This is a genomic window from Bacillus sp. SRL337, from assembly GCF_984799155.1.
In genome coordinates, this window is the sequence record NZ_OZ481793.1 from 3,061,449 (window position 1) to 3,079,267 (window position 17,819).

18 protein-coding genes are annotated in these 17,819 nt (G+C 43.0%); 1 reads left to right on the forward strand and 17 read right to left on the reverse strand.

From position 1 onward, the window contains the following. Window positions 1–134: 134 nt before the first annotated feature. The 11 genes from ccsB to AC4E8A_RS15700 all read right to left on the reverse strand — a co-directional run bounded on the left by ccsB (window position 135) and on the right by AC4E8A_RS15700 (window position 11,380). A complete protein-coding gene (gene ccsB / locus AC4E8A_RS15650; RefSeq protein WP_490194208.1) occupies window positions 135–1,319 on the reverse strand; it encodes a c-type cytochrome biogenesis protein CcsB in 1,185 nt (394 codons plus the stop codon). A gap of 87 nt (window positions 1,320–1,406) precedes the next feature. Beyond that, entirely contained in the window at window positions 1,407–3,050 is a 1,644-nt protein-coding gene (gene resB / locus AC4E8A_RS15655; protein ID WP_490194210.1) for a cytochrome c biogenesis protein ResB, read from the reverse strand. 53 nt (window positions 3,051–3,103) lie between these two features. Beyond that, window positions 3,104–3,637, reverse strand: coding sequence for a thiol-disulfide oxidoreductase ResA (gene resA, locus AC4E8A_RS15660; RefSeq protein WP_490194212.1), 534 nt, complete (start codon window positions 3,635–3,637; stop codon window positions 3,104–3,106). Window positions 3,638–3,810: 173 nt separating this feature from the next. Then, window positions 3,811–4,542: a pseudouridine synthase gene (locus tag AC4E8A_RS15665; protein WP_490194214.1), complete on the reverse strand. Its 732-nt coding sequence runs from the start codon at window positions 4,540–4,542 to the stop codon at window positions 3,811–3,813. 1,190 nt (window positions 4,543–5,732) lie between these two features. Then, on the reverse strand, window positions 5,733–6,194 hold the full coding sequence (locus tag AC4E8A_RS15670) for a nuclease-related domain-containing protein (protein WP_490194215.1): 462 nt from the start codon (window positions 6,192–6,194) through the stop codon (window positions 5,733–5,735). 736 nt (window positions 6,195–6,930) lie between these two features. Further along, a complete protein-coding gene (locus tag AC4E8A_RS15675; protein WP_490194217.1) occupies window positions 6,931–7,461 on the reverse strand; it encodes a spore maturation protein in 531 nt (176 codons plus the stop codon). A 1-nt stretch (window position 7,462) separates the two neighbouring features. Beyond that, complete coding sequence (locus AC4E8A_RS15680; protein WP_490194219.1) at window positions 7,463–8,056, reverse strand: nucleoside recognition domain-containing protein; 594 nt, start codon at window positions 8,054–8,056, stop codon at window positions 7,463–7,465. Continuing rightward, window positions 8,049–9,200, reverse strand: coding sequence for a D-alanyl-D-alanine carboxypeptidase family protein (locus AC4E8A_RS15685; protein WP_490194221.1), 1,152 nt, complete (start codon window positions 9,198–9,200; stop codon window positions 8,049–8,051). The genes AC4E8A_RS15680 and AC4E8A_RS15685 overlap by 8 nt, the downstream gene beginning before the upstream one ends. A gap of 150 nt (window positions 9,201–9,350) precedes the next feature. After that, window positions 9,351–9,842 carry a YpuI family protein gene (locus AC4E8A_RS15690; RefSeq protein ID WP_490194223.1) on the reverse strand — a complete coding sequence of 164 codons (492 nt, stop codon included), beginning with the start codon at window positions 9,840–9,842 and terminating at the stop codon, window positions 9,351–9,353. A 196-nt stretch (window positions 9,843–10,038) separates the two neighbouring features. Next, a complete protein-coding gene (gene scpB / locus AC4E8A_RS15695) occupies window positions 10,039–10,632 on the reverse strand; it encodes an SMC-Scp complex subunit ScpB (RefSeq protein WP_490194225.1) in 594 nt (197 codons plus the stop codon). Further along, on the reverse strand, window positions 10,619–11,380 hold the full coding sequence (locus tag AC4E8A_RS15700; protein WP_490198890.1) for a segregation/condensation protein A: 762 nt from the start codon (window positions 11,378–11,380) through the stop codon (window positions 10,619–10,621). The genes scpB and AC4E8A_RS15700 overlap by 14 nt, the downstream gene beginning before the upstream one ends. Before the next feature lie 149 nt (window positions 11,381–11,529). Here AC4E8A_RS15700 and AC4E8A_RS15705 point away from each other — a divergent pair, with 149 nt between their 5' ends. After that, window positions 11,530–12,039 carry a DUF309 domain-containing protein gene (locus tag AC4E8A_RS15705; RefSeq protein WP_490194227.1) on the forward strand — a complete coding sequence of 170 codons (510 nt, stop codon included), beginning with the start codon at window positions 11,530–11,532 and terminating at the stop codon, window positions 12,037–12,039. A gap of 55 nt (window positions 12,040–12,094) precedes the next feature. On the opposite strand, the gene AC4E8A_RS15710 is transcribed toward AC4E8A_RS15705, so the two are convergent. From AC4E8A_RS15710 to AC4E8A_RS15735, 6 genes are all read right to left on the reverse strand, one after another. Further along, complete coding sequence (locus tag AC4E8A_RS15710) at window positions 12,095–12,457, reverse strand: GNAT family N-acetyltransferase (protein ID WP_490194229.1); 363 nt, start codon at window positions 12,455–12,457, stop codon at window positions 12,095–12,097. Window positions 12,458–13,052: 595 nt separating this feature from the next. Beyond that, window positions 13,053–14,360 carry a diaminopimelate decarboxylase gene (lysA, locus tag AC4E8A_RS15715; protein WP_490194231.1) on the reverse strand — a complete coding sequence of 436 codons (1,308 nt, stop codon included), beginning with the start codon at window positions 14,358–14,360 and terminating at the stop codon, window positions 13,053–13,055. 75 nt (window positions 14,361–14,435) lie between these two features. Next, window positions 14,436–15,911 carry a spore germination protein gene (locus AC4E8A_RS15720; RefSeq protein WP_490198891.1) on the reverse strand — a complete coding sequence of 492 codons (1,476 nt, stop codon included), beginning with the start codon at window positions 15,909–15,911 and terminating at the stop codon, window positions 14,436–14,438. 1 nt (window position 15,912) lies between these two features. Next, window positions 15,913–16,482 (reverse strand): stage V sporulation protein SpoVABEA, encoded by a 570-nt coding sequence (spoVAEA, locus tag AC4E8A_RS15725; RefSeq protein ID WP_490194233.1) that lies wholly within the window; start codon window positions 16,480–16,482, stop codon window positions 15,913–15,915. 20 nt (window positions 16,483–16,502) lie between these two features. Next, entirely contained in the window at window positions 16,503–16,925 is a 423-nt protein-coding gene (locus AC4E8A_RS15730; RefSeq protein WP_490194235.1) for a stage V sporulation protein AB, read from the reverse strand. Further along, complete coding sequence (locus tag AC4E8A_RS15735; RefSeq protein WP_490194237.1) at window positions 16,915–17,535, reverse strand: stage V sporulation protein AA; 621 nt, start codon at window positions 17,533–17,535, stop codon at window positions 16,915–16,917. The genes AC4E8A_RS15730 and AC4E8A_RS15735 overlap by 11 nt, the downstream gene beginning before the upstream one ends. Window positions 17,536–17,819 lie beyond the last annotated feature (284 nt).

Sequence of the window (17,819 nt, forward strand, 5' to 3'; positions counted from 1 at the left end):
ATCTTTTGCTCTTACTTCTTATTTTAGTAGAAAAAAGCCTCCACTAAAAGCGGAGGAGTTATCTTTTTCAGATCTTTTTCAGAAGGGAAGCAGCCACGCATTGAATGCTTCTTTAAACTATGCTCCCTGTCTGATTATGCATAGGAATGAAGTCCTGCAATGATCAAGTTGACAGCAACAAGGTTAAACATGATGATGATGAAACCAATCACTGCCAGCCAGGCTGACTTTTCCCCATGCCATCCTTTTGAGAGGCGGAAATGCAGGAAGGCTGCATAGAATAAAAATGTAATAAGCGCCCATACTTCCTTTGGATCCCAGCCCCAGAAACGGCTCCATGCTATCTGGGCCCATATCATTGCGAAAATCAAACCGCCTAATGTAAATACAGGGAAGCCGATCAGCACAGAACGATACCCTATTTCATCCATCAAGTCCAGGTTCACATTTTTCATATGCTTCTGGATCCATAAACTGATCTTCTTTCTTGCTATCAGACGCAAAATCCAATAAACGCCGGTTCCAATGATTAAAGACCAAAGCACTGTATTCAGTTTGCGTGCATTAATGTAGGACGGCATTTCCACTGCTGGTTCCAGCTTATCAGCTGTCACCAGTTCTCCCTCATTCGGAGCAACAAGAGCGGGCATCGTGTATTTTTCCACAGCTTCCTGGCCGGTCTGGTTAACATATTGGAATTCCGCACTATAATCCAGGAGAGTAAACGTTGTTGAAGCGGCGATGAACCCAACGACAACGACCAATCCAAACATAACACTTTCAAGCCAGAAGGACTGCTTCTTATCCCGGTCATGATTTACTTTTTTCAAAAGATAAATCAATCCTGCTACAAAGCTGATTGCCAAGATCGCTTCACCTGCCGAGACTGTCGTTACATGAATTTTCAACCAGTCACTTTGCAGTGCAGGAATAAGAGGGCTTACCTCTCTTGGGAACATACTTGCATACGCAATGACCAAAAGAGCGATAGGCAATGCGAAGAGGCCCAAGATTGTCGATTGATATAAAAAATAGATGATAATGAATGCGCCGACAAGCATCATCCCGAAGAACGTTGTGAATTCAAACAAGTTGCTGACTGGAGCATGTCCTGCAGCAATCCACCGTGTGAAAAAGTATCCCAGCTGGGCAGCAAAGCCAACCAGCGTCATACCCATCCCGATTTTGCCCCATCGGTTTACACCTTTCTGATCTGTCTTTTTATCACGGATGGAACCCCCGAAAAAGAGTGTTGCAATAAGGTAGAGAATAAAGGCAATGTATAATAAATTACTGCTCCATTGAGCTAAATCCGTCACAGGAAATCCTCCTTTTACAAACAGCCTCCGTCAAAAAGCCTGATACTAAGCCTCTCAACGGCAGCCGTAAGATATTTATCACATACTTTAAACTGCTTTGGTTTCTGTCGTTTCCTTCTGCTGTTGTTGATCCTGAGGTTCGTTAATACCAGTGTCTTCCAGAACATACTGGATTTCTTTCTTCAATCCATGCCAGTTTTTGTTGGTATGGCCGGCAACGATCAAGCCGCCTCCGGACCTTCTGACCCAAATCCTTCTATGATTCCAGTAAGCTCCTTGGACAACTCCAATCATGAAGATGGCTCCACCTATGCCGATCACCCAGAGAGTCAGGTCTTTTCTGACTGTCAGAGCGGATACATCACGTGTTTCCAGACCGGCAAAATTCATTTTATAGACATTTTCCCCCAACGGCTCGAGGTTTTGCTGAATTCCGACAAAACTTATTTCACCATCCGGTTTTTCAGGTGAGAACATCTTAAATAGAAAGGCAGGATTATTTGGCAGCGGAGATTTTGTTTGAGGCTCCCCTTTATCATCAAATCCTGAAAAATCTGGGTAATACCCCATCAATTCTACCTTGTGTCCATCTTCCAGTTCATACATTCCTTTCGGATCAAACAGGTCGACTGTGAACTTTCCAAACTCTTCTTCAGACGTTTTATTGGAGAGAGTAAACGACATGGCTTTAAACTCATCCAATTGATAACTGGTCTGATAGATTGCATAGGAACCAAATTTCAGCGGCTGGTTCACCTGGATCGCTTTCTCTTTCTCTTCTTTCATTTCTGCCTTTTCACCCGCAACATCAGATTCTTCCGCGCGGTACAGGACAGCATCCGTTTGATAATTTTTGGCAATGATACCATTCTTATCGATGGCTTCATCAAATACTTCTTTGTCGTTCCCTTTGTCATAATTCTCCAGTGTAAACCCTTTATTTTCCAGATAGTATTCTTTGTCGGTACCTGGAATGGCACGGGTTTCCCCTTCTCTTATCCAGAGCACCTCATCTACGTACATGCCTGGGACAAAACGAAGCATCGCACCAATCAAAAAGATGATCAATCCGACGTGATTGACATACGGACCCCACCTGGAGAATCTGCCCTTTTCAGCCAGCAGATTTCCGTCTTCTTCGCGTACCTTGTACCTCTTTGATTCCATCTTCTTTTTAATTTCCTGCATCTTGTGTTCAGGGTTTGCCAACTCTGTCTCACTATACAACCTCTGTCTTTTCAGGAAACCTTCATGCCTTGACACCTTTTGTTTCTTCAGGGCCCTGTATAATGGAATGACCCTGTCGAGACTGCATATAACGAGGGAAATCCCGATAGAGGCAATCATCAATAGGAACCACCAGGATCCATACATATCATGGAAACCGAGAGTATAATAAAGCTCGCCAAACCAGCCATATACCTCTGAATAATATTCTTCAGGAGGTGTTGTAGTCGGGATGTACATTTCCTGAGGAAGGATCGTTCCCACGGCTGAAGCTATTAAGGTAATCAATATCAGCCAAATTCCAACTTTGACTGATGAAAAGAAGTTCCAGATTTTGTCGACAATGGATTTGTTATAGGTTTGTGAACGCCTTGCGCTTCCTTCGTATCTCATATCATGGAGCTTGTCTTTTTTTGCTTCTTCTGTCAAAGCCCTTCCACATGATTCACAAAGGATCGTTCCATGTGGGTTTACATGACCACATTCACATTTGATTTCCTTCATGCTAAAACTCCTCATTCTTCTGGCCGCGATTCCCCGTAAGGGACAGGCCGCCGTTAATTAGGTTTAATGCTTTCCATGTGCTGTTTAATGTCAGATTCCGTCATTTCTCCTGTCAGGATTTTTTCAATCTTTCCTTCAGCATTGACAAGGAGTGTAGTGGGCAATGGCTTGATGCCATAAGCATTTTGCACATCCCTCTCTGAATCTACTACGACAGGGAAAGTCAGATTGTGTTCTTCAATGAATTTGTTCACCTGAAAGTCTGATTCACCCACATTAACAGCTAATACCTGTACTCCTTGGTCTTTAAATGCCTGGTACTGATTTTCCATATAAGGCATTTCTTTCTCACAAGGTTTACACCAAGTGCCCCAGAAATTAAGGAAGACCCCCTGGCCCTTGTATTCAGATAATCGGTGACTGTTGCCTTCCATATCACGGAGTACAAAGTCAGGTGCCTGGTCCCCGGCTTGCAGGACTCCCCTGTCATCCTTAGTGAAATTTGCATATAAGGTATATATGACTGCTGCAGCCAGCACAATCAGAATAATTGTGCGGATAAGCAAGCGGCGCTTCTTTTTGTCCATCTTCCAAATTGCCTCCTTGCATGTGACTGTTTTTACGCCAAACGAAAGGGACAATATGATTGTCCCTTCACTTGAATTGATATATTCCCATCTATTATAGCATTTTTGCTTTTTTCATCATCTACATGATTATGAAGGAAGTGTGACACTTTCTCCAGCTTTGGACGTATAGTTTATAACAGATTGCCTGTTTCAGCGAGTGCTCGTAACTGTTTCACTTCGTGGGGAGTAAGTTCCCTTGATTCACCTGCATTCAAGCCATGAAGATCTAAAAACGCGAACCTTTCCCGTTTCAGCTTTTGAACCTGATAGCCGATGGCTTCAAACATCCGCTTCACCTGTCTGTTTTTGCCTTCATGAATGGTGATTTCCACTATGGATTTATCTTGTTTTTTTTCAATATTTAAGATTTTCACTTTAGCAGGGGCTGTCTTTCCATCTTCGAGCGTAATGCCTTTTTCCAGTTCTTTCAGTTTGAATTTAGGTGGAATCCCCTTAAGCCTGGCAACATAGGTTTTGTCTATATTATAACGGGGATGAGTCAAAAGGTTGGCAAACTCACCATCATTCGTCAGAAGGAGCAGGCCTGAAGTGTCATAGTCAAGCCTTCCAACCGGGTATATCCGCTCTGGGATATGAGGGAAGAAATCTGTCACGACTTTACGGTCTTTGTCGTCTGTTACGGCAGAAATGACTCCTCTTGGTTTATAAAGGAGATGGTATACTTTGTTTTCCCTTTCAATCTGTATACCGTTCACCTCGATTTTGTCTGTTCCAGAAACTTTAGTTCCTAATTCTCTTTCTGTTTTGCCATTCACTTTGACTTTCCCTTCGAGAATCAGCTCTTCCGCTTTTCTTCTTGAAGCTACACCAGCGTGTGCAATGACTTTTTGTAAGCGTTCCATTCATTTCACCTCTTAATTAAGTACGTGTTATGTTGATTTCCGCTCCAGGTGAACGACTCCGCAGGGGTCCCTGTGAACCCAAACGCAGAAACGGCTGTTCCGCGCTGTACGGATTTTCGGGCTCCTGCATGAGATAAAAGAATCACGAAGAGCGATAGCCATTCAATGGCTTATCACTAAAAAGCACGAAGACCCTGTTCAGCCGGGCATGGGCTGGAACTGACTTTTTCACCTGTCGGTTTATTCCGGCAGGAGGTCGTTCACCTTCCGCTGCATCAACACCGTTTTCATTCGAATATGATTCGTTTCAGATTTTATATATTTAAAGTCCGTAAGTACATCATTCGGCTGAAATTCCTTCACATGAATGAATTATCACATATAAGCTGTAAAATGCAAAGGGATTGTCCTTTATTAGTATTGGTAATGCAGTGTTTTTTAAACTTCCAGGCAATTTTAATAATAGGTAGCTGCTATCCGTTCCACGATTCTCATCTCTACAGGGCAGGCGTTGAACCTCATCGGCTCTATAATAGGCGAATGGGCCGTTCAGCTCGGTACGGACTGGAGGGTGCCTGTATGAGAAAAAGGGATCATAACGAACACAGTGAGTTGATATGGACTTATGACGAATGGCGTTTCTGTCGCAGGGCTGGCCTCTCTACACTTCCAGAGTGGAAACAAACTGAATGAAACAGAACAAATGAAGGCGAAATCGTGTAGGATTTCGCCTTTTAAAGATGATTTCTTCCTGAGTGGGACCTTTCCGCTTTTTATTCTCCCCCGGGATAGTTACCTGGGTCACCAGCCTAATGCAGACAAGTGAATCTCCTTCAGGATCAGAATCCAAACGAACGGCATCCTTTTCGCAGATACGCCCCCCTTTTGGCCATCCACTTTATTTGCTTGAACTACTCTTGTTAGGTTTAAAGTGATATTGTGTGCCCCTTTCACTTCCTGTCATCTCCAAATCCATTTCTGAGAGAAGTTTGCCTGCCGCTGTACGTGAAGTTATTTGAAGTAACTCTCTTGCCTTCTTATTAGTGATGGTTGGACCGAATAGAAGAGAATATTCATAGAGGGTTTGGAGGCGGGTGTTCTTTGAGGTATTCTGACAGGTTGGACAAAACCATTTTCCTCTTTCTCTTTTCACTGGGATAAATGAGCATCAAGGCATTTCCCACCCATTTTCACCTCATTGCGGATAGCCCGTAACCCACTAGAATGTCGGGGATATGCAGTGTGTGTTGCATTTGAAGCTGCCTCCCCATTCTCTTGATTATTTTATTCTCCAATAATGGCTGACCTGAAGATGACCTCTCCAGACTTTCAAGCTTTGAAAGGAGTTGATTGGTATGGCATACAGCCTGAAAAAGATTTGAATCCCGGGAAGCGGATTTTATAATAGTGGAAGGATTGCTGACGATTACAAAGCATTTAATGGGAGGTAGGCGGAAATTGTTTTTAGACAGCCATTTAGAAAGCTGGAATCTCTGGCGGCGCATTTGGGTGATGGGGTTCTCAAAGCCTTTCTCAAGATCATCTTTTATTCTGATTAGCTGATTGGACGGATCTCCAAAAACCACGATGCCAGATATGTTTTTAATTTCAAGGAGAATGACTCGTTTAGGGGAAATCAGGAGGATATCCATTTGAAAGTATACCTCTTCTGCGGAAGCCTGAGACTCTGGAAAATACGGTACTCTTTTTCTGGCAATAAACTTAGATAGTAATCAACCGAGCATTCGCCTTTGTACCCGGTTAGCCTTTTGGATAAATCCTCCTGAATAAGCTCTATTTTTGGATGCTGAGGGACCAATCTAGCCAAAAATGCTTCATTTTGTTGAATACTGGGAGGAACAGTTCTCTTCTTTCAATCAATTTATCGCTCCTTTCTTTCGTTTGCTATACATTCTATCAAAGCATCAATAATCCTTCTTGATAGTATCAATTTTAAACGAAAAAATGGTTATGCGTCTGAATGGAAAGTTATGCACGAAAAGAAGGTGGTTTGCATCTAACTTTTAAGTTACCAAAACTTTTTTTACTAATCTAACCGGACTCCCCGCGCTACGCCTCCAGCCTTCAGGCTAACTGCTTCCTCAGGGAGAACCTAGTTTAAGTGACATACATCAAGGATTTTCATGGGCAGCCAATTAAGTGAAAAGTATTGTGGCGGCAGGGACCTTTTCATGTGCTTTTCGAACCGGGGCATCGCCATCTTGTGTATAATTGCATACGATAAGCTTGTCATGAGGTTCGCTACACATGCAGGCGTAAGCGGTGATGCCTCTAAGTAATAAGAGAGACACCACCTTACCTTAAGCATCAAGAATGGGCCCGGATAGGTGATTCTTGAAGGTGCTTGCTGTTTTTCACCATGCAGTTTCAAGAAAACATCAAGGTCACAATCACGATGGCGGCCACAATACCGATTAAATCTGCAAGCAGGCCTACTTTTAAGGCATCACCCATTTTTTTGATGCCGACAGCTCCGAAATATACGGTCAATACATAAAAGGTGGTGTCTGTGCTGCCTTGAAGGACGGAGGCCAGTCTGCCAATGAATGAGTCGGGACCATGAGTGGCAAGTAAATCACTTACCATCCCCAAGGCGGCGGTGCCGGATATAGGGCGGATGAATGCCAAAGGGACAATTTCCGCTGGAATTCCGATTGCATGCAGCATCGGTTCCATTAAAGATACAAAGAACTCCAAGGCTCCAGAAGCTCTAAAGATAGTGATGGCCACCAGCATCCCTATCAAGAATGGGATAATCGAAACGGCGATCTTGATTCCTTCTTTCCCGCCATCCACGAAACTCTCATACGTAGGGACCTTCTTGTATGTTCCATATAAAAGGATGACTCCAATGAGCACCGGTATCAGCCATAACGATATTGTCGATATTATCTGCATATCACTTCACTCCATTGCGGATTCTTCTGTGATAAAAATAACGGTCAATCAAAATTGCACCCACTGTCGAAAGAAAGGTCGCAATCAGGGTCGGGCCGACAATTTCAGTCGGTGATGCAGATTCATAGTTCATCCGGATGGCAATCACTGTTGTTGGAATGATGGTCAAACTCGAAGTATTAATGGCAAGGAAGGTGATCATCGAACGGCTTGCATAATCCCTTCCCCCGTTCAATTCTTTAAGCTGTTCCATGGCTTTGATTCCTAAAGGAGTTGCAGCATTTCCCAGTCCAAACATATTGGCCATCATATTGGAAAGAATGTATCCCATTGCAGGGTGGTCTGCAGGCACTTCCGGGAACAACCTTTTGACAATCGGACGGAACAAATAAGAAAGCTTATCCAGCAGACCGGAATCCTGGGCGATTCTCATGATCCCAAGCCAGAATACCAGAATACTGATAAGGCCGATACAAAGGGTGACTGCTTCATTGGCGGATTGGAAAATCGCTTCATTTACTTCCTGCATTTTGCCATTCACGGCTGCAAAGATCAATCCAATGATTGTCAGCGCGACCCAGATATAATTAACCATGAGTTCTCACTCCGAGAACAGAGATAAATGATTGTTTCCAGAACATCCACCAGCTCTTTTTCTCTTTCACCTCTTGACTGAAGTACAAAGGTACTGTGTCTGCCTCCTTGTCGCCCATATAAATGACGGCTTTCCCTACCACTTCAGGGGCTGTTGTATCTTTCCATGAATCTTTGGGTTTCAGGAGTTTATATTCTACTTTCACGCTGTCTTCCTCTTCCTTTTTTAAAGCCAGCAAGACGTCTCTTTTTATATACACTTTCCCATTATAAAAGGTGTCCTTGATGTCTTTAACTTTCCCCTCGGAAATAGCGATCACAGTGTCAAAATTCTTAAAACCATATTCAAACATCTGAATATGATCATTCCAGTCATCCGGCCCATTCAGGGTGACTGCAATCAAGTTTTGTTCGCCTTTGGTGGCAGTGGTGACAAGTGTCCTCTTTGCTCTTTTGGTATATCCGGTTTTGCCTCCTGTACAATACTTATATAATTCTGTGAGGAGCCGGTTTTTGTTCTTCCACTTTCTGTCCCAATCATTTTCCGGATCGGGAGATGTATGGACTTTTGTTCCGGCAACTTCGATGTACTTCTCATTTTGCATTGCATACCTTGTCAAGACAGCCATATCATAAGCTGTAGAATAATGCTCTTCATGATCATCCAGGCCATGCGGATTGGCAAAGTGAGTGTTCATCATCCCGATTTCTTCCGCTTTCTTGTTCATTAGGTACACAAAACCTTCCAAACTACCTCCGACATGCTCGGCAATCGCCACAGCAGAATCATTCCCTGACCGAAGCATCAATCCATACACGAGGTCTTCGAGTTTAATTTTTTCACCGGGTTTCAGATAAATCGACGACCCTTCCGCTTTTACCGCGTTATCACTGACTTTCACGGTTTCGTCCAACTTCCCTGATTCAATGGCCAGAATGGCGGTCATGATCTTCGTAATGCTGGCAATTCTGCTTTTGGTGTTTGCATCTTTCTCATACAAAATCCTTCCTGTGTCCTGATCTATGACTATAGCCCTCTGCGCACTGACTGAAGGCGATGCTTCGGCTGTACCGCTAAAAGAAGAAAAAATGACCGAAAGTATGAAAACCACACATATGTAGGCTTGAATTCTCCTCTTCTTCATAGACATCTACTTCCTTTCCTTGTCCATAACTGTTTGTACAAGTCTATGCTTGAGAGTAGTAATTATGATTTTTAAAAACCTGTTTACCAGCAGATTTTCAGGCAAACAAAAAAACAGCAAGCGACAGTGCCGTTGCTGTTTAGAGCTATTTCATCCCCGGGATTGGGTAATTTTCGTCCGGAAATCTGTTTCATAATATTCAAGTTCTTCCCTTGTCTGTTGGAATCCGCTTTCCGCTGAAGTCAACAGTTTAACAATACTTTCAGGGAGCTCCTGGCGAAACTTGATTGAATTTTTCCCTGTATAGGCCGACCTGCTGTCTTCATACCATAAATCGTATCTTGGCGAGAAGAATTCTTCTATACATTGGTGATAAATTTTGTAAAGGGTTTTTTCTGCAGCTCTTTTAAGGAATGGTTCATTTTGTAAGACGATATGGCACGAATCAAGGCCTTCCTCGCAATGCACAAGCAGCCTTCTGATATTTGAGAGAACTCCTTCATAGTAAGCTCTATCCCCATGCTGCTCCTGCAGCAGCTGTTCAATGGTAACGTTGTTAAGATAATTCTCCAGGTTGGTAACGGTCTTTTCAAGGAAAGTATGTACTTCTTCAACTTGTGATTTAACGATAGGATTGCTCATAAAATCCCTCCATATCTTTCGATTGTTAGTCATAAAATAGGCTGCTTTCTTCCCTTATCATTTTTATGATGGTAAACCAATTCAATACCTGCCAGCGATAAATTTTCGAACTTTCTGAAAACAGAATCCAAGAAAAGCTGATCTGCAGAAACAAAAGCGTCTCCTTCGATCAGCTTGTATTAATAGTACCATAATGTCAGGATTGAGAATCCAGCGTTTCCTGAAATTTTTCAAAAAATAAATCTGCATCTTCCGACAAGAATTCTTCATCGATGTTTTCAGGGAGCGGAGGGAGCTCACTTATATCTTTCAATCCAAAATAATCCAAGAACTCTTTGGTTGTACCATATAATATCGCACGGCCTGTCCCTTCCGCACGCCCTACAGCCTTTATCAGCCCCTTCGATGCCAGGGTGCTGAGCGGCCTGTCGGTTTTCACACCTCTTATTTCCTCGATATCAACTCTCGTGATCGGCTGTTTGTAAGCTACGATGGCAAGCGTCTCGAGCGCCGCCTGTGAAAGGGAATTTACATTTGGAGATTCAACAAGTTTTTTCAAGTACGGGGCATGCTCTTTTTTCGTCACAAGCTGGTAAGTCCCCGCAAGTTCTATAAGTGTTATCCCCCTGCTTTCATCCTTGTTATATTCGGTGAAGAGAGTATTTATGATTTCTAATGCCTGGTGTTCTTCCACATCCAGGACTGCGCAGACTTGTTTAAGAGAAAGCCCTTCATCTCCTGCTGCAAAAAGCAAGCTTTCCAATATGCCTTTCCAATTAATGATTTCCAACAAGTTCTGCCCCCTCTGCTGACTGAACAGTAAAGTCGTCAAAGTTTTGGTCCTGCCTTACCACGATCTGCTTCCTTTTCATAAGCTCCAGGACAGCAAGGAATGTTACCACAATATGTTCCCTGTCCTCATAAGGAAACAAGGAGAAAAATTTTTGCTTCTTCCGCGTTCCTTTCAGATGGATCAGGATCTCATCCATTCTTTTTTCAATCGGGATTTCCTGCCGCGATATTTTGGTCGTAACAGGTTTTTGTAATTTCTTCCTGCGGAGCAGCTTATTGAAAGCCCCCAGCATATCATAGATCGTGACATCCTGATCCAGCATGCCTGTAACCTTCTCATCCGCAAACTCAGATAAGTCACTAGGAGGCTTTGTATACATTTGGCCTCTCTCTTCTTCCCGGCTCTTCAACTCTACAGCAGCTTCTTTATATTTTTTATACTCTATTAATCGATCGACGAGTTCTTCACGGGGATCTTCTTCTATCCCAAATTCGTCTTCATCATCTATTTCTTCGTGTTTTGGCAGAAGCATCTTGCTTTTGATTGCCAGTAAAGTAGCGGCCATTACGAGGTACTCACTTGCTACATCAAGTTCCAACTTTTTCATTGTATGTATATATAATAAGTACTGTTCTGTGATTTGCGCCATCGGAATGTCGTAAATGTCAATCTCCAATGAATGAATCAAATGCAATAGCAGATCCAATGGACCTTCGAAGGCATCGATTTTCACATTATATTCCATCATATCACCAATTCTTTATAATACGCTTTTTCAGACTAACTTCTAGTATAGTAGATTATAAGACATTCTCCAATAGTAAATTTAGGATTACCGTTTTCTTTGTAAAGAATCAATATGGTAAAATCATTTGAAGAAAGGGTGAGACTCCTATGGACTATCCTAAAGAATACCTGGATTACCTCCTTTATTTCCATTGCGACAGAGACTACTTTGAATGCCACGAGGTTTTGGAAGAGTACTGGAAAGAGACAGATGCCGGCAACAAAGATTCTGTCTGGGTCGGCTTGATTCAAATCGCAGTGGGGTTCTATCATTTTCGGAGAGAGAATAGGAAGGGTGCAGCGAGGATCCTGAAGAGAGGCCTGGTCAACCTGAGACATCATTCGCGATCTCTTCAAAAACTGGGGATCGACCCAGTGAATTTACAAAACACCCTTGAGCAGACAGTACAGGACATCAACTCTGAAAAAAAGTATAAAAGTATAGAACTTCCGCTCAATGATGAGTTGAAGCAGATGCTTCAATCAAAATGCAGAGTCCCGGGAAATCAGCAAACCATTCCTGCGTCCATCATTCACCGTCATTCCCTCCGTGATCGCACAGAAGTGATCAGGCAGCGGGAAGCAGCACTGCTCTCCAGACAACGACAAAAAGACTGACATTAACGGATGTCAGTCTTTTTGTTGTATAACAGAGTCCAAAAGAACTCCAACTTTATATATCCCGTTCTTTGTTATCCAGATCACATTTCTCAAAAAATGCAGCGGTATGTTCATTCGGCTTTACCGTTTTATTGGAATAGATATCGCTTATTGTCCGAAGCATGGCTTTCCCTATTCCCTCATGGCGGTGCGAAGGATTGACCGATATATGCCTTACCTCAATTGCTTCTTCGCCAATGACGACGCCGATCAAGCCGACAATGTCTTCATCCTTCCACAGAAATAACTGCCAGTCATTTTCCTGCTCATAATTCAGCATTGTCTGCTGCAGCTTTTTCAAATCCTTTTCCTGCGGCATAAAAGACAGCAACCCCATAGCAATTTTCTCAAAAGCTTTTTTGTAACGTATAAGCATAAAAGACCCCTCGTTATAATTTGTGCAGATTTTGCACAAAGTTTATTCATTCCGTGATCATCTTAATCGTTATAATCTTACTAAAATTAAGCAAAAGATTCAACATTATTCGTTTGAATGCGTCAAAACCAGCTTTGCATCAACCAGCCAAAAACATCCAATAAATGACTCCCCAACCCAATGAAAGAATTAGAAACAGGATGAATAATAGTATATTTTTCTTTCTCATCATTTGTGCAGCTCCTTTGGTACAAACTTATAAAATGGTGTTTTTTTGAAAAAGTCATATATAATTTCCGCTCCAGTGTCGTCCATTGGAGCTCCTGCATGAACCAAGTAAGATGATGTTGATTTATCACAACAAGGAGCCGGGGAGTTGTCTCCCGGAACTGATCAGCAAGAAGCGAGCCTGGGGACCTCCTTGACCGTGGGCAGATGGTTTCAGATTGATTCCCAGGCGACCGCACTCCTTCCACTCCGAACATATAGCAAACTCCTTATAAAAAACACCAAGGTCTTCTTGAGCAATTATGCTGTAATTGTAAAAACACAAAAAAGACAGACACACATTGGTGTCCGCCTCTACTATAAGGTATTAATCATGAAGGGGCAAGTCCAGCTTTACCAGGTCTTCAAAACTCTCCCTTCTTACAACAAGCTTTGACTGGCCATTTTCTACGAATACTACCGGCGGTCTTGGTATCCTGTTATAATTATTAGCCATAGAATAGCCATAGGCGCCTGTACAGAAAACGGCCAGGATATCACCCTGTGACGATTCAGGCAGCGGCAGATCCCAGATCAACATATCTCCGGACTCACAGCATTTCCCCGCTATGGATACCGTTTCCTGGATGGGCTGCCCTGCTTTGTTTGCAAGGAGGGCTTCATACTTCGCTTCATAAAGTGCAGGGCGGATATTATCGCTCATGCCTCCATCAACAGCCAGGTACTTCCTGATATTGGGTACCTCTTTGCTGGAACCAATACGATATAAAGTAGTTCCGGCATCTCCGACTAAGGAACGACCCGGCTCGATCCAAATCTCGGGCATGTTCAAATTATATTCTTCAGCCTTCTTCTTCACTTCTGAAATAATCTCCTCAACATATTGAGAAGCCGGAATCGGATCGTCTTCAGTTGTATACCTGATGCCGAAGCCTCCTCCAAGGTTTAAAACTTCTGCAGAGTAATCGTGCGTTTCTTTCCATTCAGCAAGCTTTCCAATGATTTTGCTGGCGGCCAGCACAAAGCCGGTTGTTTCAAAAATCTGGGAACCAATGTGGCAGTGAAGTCCAAGAACATTTAAATAAGAAGACTTAATAGCTCTGAGTAAAGCATCTTCCGTTTGCCCGTTCTCCAACCCAAATCCAAACTTAGAGTCCTCTTGGCCAGTCAAGATATAGTCATGGGTATGAGCTTCAATCCCCGGGGTCACCCGGATCAGGATATCCATACTTTTCCCCATATCTTCGCAAACACCTTCCAGCAGCTGTAATTCATGGAAGTTATCGACCACAACACAGCCAATCTGATGGTCCAGTGCCATACGGAGTTCATCTTCACTCTTATTATTTCCATGGAAATGGATTCGGTCTGCCGGAAAGCCAGCTTTCATTGCCGTAAATAGTTCTCCACCGGAGACCACATCCAGCGACAATCCTTCTTCTTTCATCAACTGAAAGACGGCAACCGATGAAAATGCCTTACTGGCATATGCCACCTGGGCCTTGATTCCTAGATTTTCAAAGGTATCTTTAAAGCCCCTTGCTCTCTCTCTGATCAGCTCGACATCATAAACATATAGAGGTGTACCATATTCTTTTGCCAATTCGATCGTATCGACCCCTCCGATTTCGAGGTGATCACGGCTGTTGATATTGCCTGTTCCATTTAAATGCATTCTTCTCTCATCCCTTTTACTTTATCGCTTTAGTAATTAAAAGTAATTTATCACAGAATGAAGAGGGTTGCAATCCTAACGGGATTTTGCCGGCTGCTTATATTTGTTTCTAGGCTGTACAATGCTCGGCCTGATCTTTGATCCCGGCACTGCCCTTCTGACAATAATCTGCATAAAGGCCTTTGGACTGAACGGTAAGAACGGCCATAGATAAGGTGTGTTCAGTGAACGTATATGAATCAGGAAAAGGAGAAATACAGTCGCTCCAATCATCAACCCCGGAACATGGAACAACGCTACTACAATCAATAAAGCTAGCCGGAAAAGTTTGTTGGCTACGCTCAGTTCATAGCTGGGTGTAGAAAAGGTTCCTATAGCAGCAACTGCGACATATAAAATGACCTCAGGAACAAACATCCCTACATCAATGGCAATCTGTCCAATCAATACAGCTGCAATTAATCCCATTGCCGTTGACAGTGGTGTCGGAGTATGAATCGCGGCGATCCTCAAAAATTCAATACCCATGTCAGCAATCAGCAGCTGTGCTATTACCGGTATATTGGTTTCTTCATTCGGTCCAATGAACTCCAGCGGCGGCGGGAGAAGAGATGGATCCATCACAAATAAGTACCATAGAGGCAGAAGAAATAAACTGGCTAGGACCCCTATAAATCTTGCCCATCTAACAAAGGTTCCTACAGCTGGTGACTGCCTGTATTCTTCAGCGTGCTGAAGATGATGGAAAAAGGTGGTAGGAGTGATGATCACGCTAGGAGAGGTATCAACAAAAATGAGCACATGCCCCTCAAGCAGGTGTGTTGCTCCGATATCCGCCCGCTCTGTGTACCGTACCAGAGGGTAGGGATTATACCCCTGCTTTACGAGAAATTCCTCGATCGTTTTATCTGCCATAGTCAATCCGTCAATTTTGATATCTTTCAATTCTTGTTTGATCACCTTGATCAGCGAGGGATTGGCTACATCTTCTATATAGGCAATGGAGATATCGGTCTTGGAACGTTCACCGATCCTGAAAATCTCGAACCTCAGCCTGGGATCTCTTATTCTTCTTCTCGTCAAAGCGGTATTGACAATGATGTTCTCCACGTAGCCGTCACGGGAACCCCTTACTACTTTTTCTGTATCGGGTTCTTCCGGCTGTCTGCCAGGGTAACTCCTCACATCGACGATCAGGGCTTCTTGTTGCCCCTCAACCAAAACAGCGATAAGACCGGACAATACTTCATCCACCATCTCCTCAACTGTTTTGACAGGTTCGACAGACTGATGGGGTATCCGGTTGTGTACGATTTCATATAATTTCGAAGGCAAACGTTCATGATCATTGACCTCGACAAGATTCTCGACAATCTCTATAAGAAACTGCGTATCACATAAACCATTGATATAGTATATATGGACATCCTTCTTAAGGATTTTAAGTTTTCTTACTCCAAGGTCAAAGCTTTTTCTCAACCCTGTCGTTTCGATCAATAATTCTTCCAGTTTTTTGAGATCCTCCGGAATTGGTGTTTTTTCCCTCTTCATACTAGGCATGGTAACCGCTCCTTTCAAGTATGATTTCAACTGCCTTTTTAGTTATAGGAGCCCCTCTTGAAAAATGGTCTTTTTTCGCCATTTTTCCGATATCTCCAATGCCGACGACAATCGGCAGGTGCAATTGATCCAGGCAGTATACTGTATCACCATTGATTCTGCCGATTTCATTTTCAGGGACGCCAAACTTATCAACACCATAAGGAGTCAGTTCTCCAAACTTGTCAATACAAACGTCAACCTTGGTCCACTCAGCCTGTCTGGTTTTGGATGCAACCGCAATGGCACCAAGAATAGTAAAATCCCTGCAGGCCGCAACATATTTCATGGCTGTCTCCCCGCTTCCTTCTCCAAGAAATCCGCTGTCATCAAACATCACAAATACCAAATCTCCTTTGGCGGTCTTAATTAATTCAACAATTTCACTGCCTTTTAGAACCGAAGGATTTCCTTGGGACCTTGAAATACAGCGGGCACCATATTCCTTTGCCGCTGCTTCGATCGCTTTTCTGGCATATTCATCTCCATCGGTCACGAGTATTATATTTTTCTTCCCTGCCATACCAAGCTCTCCTTTCAAGCTTATAAACGGACAAAATAAATCCAGTGAAACAGTGAGCCAAGAACTTTCCCCAGGACAATAGCCATCAAAAGAGTGATAATGCGGTCATTAATTCCTATCCTTTTTGTCAGGATCGGGAGAACATTCAACACTTCCGTCAATGCAGCAGCAAGCATTCCTACAAAAATACCGCTCAATAATCCCATCGGCACCAGGATATAAGGTGTGAATCCGAGGGTAAATGAATTAAGGCTGAAAACACTTCCGATTATTGCCCCGAACACAACCGCCCATTCATAAAAGTGAATCATTTTCATTGTCTTGGTTAACTGCGTCAGGCGGGGAATAATCCCAAGCACTGTTAAAAAAGCCACTAACCCCGAACCCACAGCAAGTCCTCCGGCAAGCCCGACAAACCCTAATATTAGAATATTAATCGTCATCGAGGTGCTTCATGCTTTCTTTATTTTCATGCATAATGACGTATTGATCGAGATCTTGCTGGTAATTGAACATTTCAACTTCAAGGGGACTGGGCTCTTCGTTGAGCCTTTTCCGGAACACATGATTGAAAAATAAAATCATTCCCAAACCTAAGCCGAAGGAATATGGAACTTGAAACAACAATGGATGCGGGTCTTCCTTGCCAGTCATCATCAGGTAGAGCCGCTGATGCACTGCCCGCATACTTACATCCTCATGAAAATTCATGATAGCCATTGCTGCGCCAATAAATAGTAATAGCCAGACAGCAGCAAACAATGCTGGTGAAACCTTCTTCCGCTTATACACCACTTCCACAATTGTCTGAGAGGGACCGATCGTTTGAACATCCACATTGGGAAGCACCATTTTGATTTGCGAAATCACTCTCATAAGGTCAAGTATGATAATATTCTTATCCTCTTTGGTCACCTTATGAAGAACGATCTTCCGAATGGCCTTGAGATAATGTTCAGGGGCGATGATCTGGGCAGTATTTTCTAGCAGGATACTGCTTTCCGGTCTTACTTGCAGCCTGTGCCTAAGCCGAATATATACTGAACCTTCCATCCTTCTCACTTCCTGGTCAACATTATTTTCCTGCTTATTTAAATAGTATGGATTTCAGACAAAAATTTCATGAAACCAATAATTGCTAACTGTTTTTCTAACAGGAGTTTTCATTGATATCACAAGGTTTTAACCTTAATCGTTTGTGTGCCGAGGATTTACTTTGTGATTATATGGTTTTAGGGATCCACATCTTTTATAACCCGGTGGTTCTCTTTGGTTCGCTTGGTTTTAGAGCTTCACACTGTTTATAAGCCGGGGTTTCTCTTCTTTTCACCTGGTGT

Excerpts from the sequence above, each read along its gene's own strand:
- resB (WP_490194210.1), bottom strand. The coding sequence starts at position 3,050 with ATGAAGGAAATCAAATGTGAATGTGGTCATGTAAACCCACATGGAACG.
- resA (WP_490194212.1), bottom strand. The coding sequence starts at position 3,637 with ATGGACAAAAAGAAGCGCCGCTTGCTTATCCGCACAATTATTCTGATT.
- AC4E8A_RS15665 (WP_490194214.1), bottom strand. The coding sequence starts at position 4,542 with ATGGAACGCTTACAAAAAGTCATTGCACACGCTGGTGTAGCTTCAAGA.
- AC4E8A_RS15670 (WP_490194215.1), bottom strand. The coding sequence starts at position 6,194 with ATGGATATCCTCCTGATTTCCCCTAAACGAGTCATTCTCCTTGAAATT.
- AC4E8A_RS15675 (WP_490194217.1), bottom strand. The coding sequence starts at position 7,461 with ATGCAGATAATATCGACAATATCGTTATGGCTGATACCGGTGCTCATT.
- AC4E8A_RS15680 (WP_490194219.1), bottom strand. The coding sequence starts at position 8,056 with ATGGTTAATTATATCTGGGTCGCGCTGACAATCATTGGATTGATCTTT.
- AC4E8A_RS15685 (WP_490194221.1), bottom strand. The coding sequence starts at position 9,200 with ATGAAGAAGAGGAGAATTCAAGCCTACATATGTGTGGTTTTCATACTT.
- AC4E8A_RS15690 (WP_490194223.1), bottom strand. The coding sequence starts at position 9,842 with ATGAGCAATCCTATCGTTAAATCACAAGTTGAAGAAGTACATACTTTC.
- AC4E8A_RS15700 (WP_490198890.1), bottom strand. The coding sequence starts at position 11,380 with ATGGAATATAATGTGAAAATCGATGCCTTCGAAGGTCCATTGGATCTG.
- AC4E8A_RS15705 (WP_490194227.1), top strand. The coding sequence starts at position 11,530 with ATGGACTATCCTAAAGAATACCTGGATTACCTCCTTTATTTCCATTGC.
- AC4E8A_RS15710 (WP_490194229.1), bottom strand. The coding sequence starts at position 12,457 with ATGCTTATACGTTACAAAAAAGCTTTTGAGAAAATTGCTATGGGGTTG.
- lysA (WP_490194231.1), bottom strand. The coding sequence starts at position 14,360 with ATGCATTTAAATGGAACAGGCAATATCAACAGCCGTGATCACCTCGAA.
- AC4E8A_RS15720 (WP_490198891.1), bottom strand. The coding sequence starts at position 15,911 with ATGAAGAGGGAAAAAACACCAATTCCGGAGGATCTCAAAAAACTGGAA.
- spoVAEA (WP_490194233.1), bottom strand. The coding sequence starts at position 16,482 with ATGGCAGGGAAGAAAAATATAATACTCGTGACCGATGGAGATGAATAT.
- AC4E8A_RS15730 (WP_490194235.1), bottom strand. The coding sequence starts at position 16,925 with ATGACGATTAATATTCTAATATTAGGGTTTGTCGGGCTTGCCGGAGGA.
- AC4E8A_RS15735 (WP_490194237.1), bottom strand. The coding sequence starts at position 17,535 with ATGGAAGGTTCAGTATATATTCGGCTTAGGCACAGGCTGCAAGTAAGA.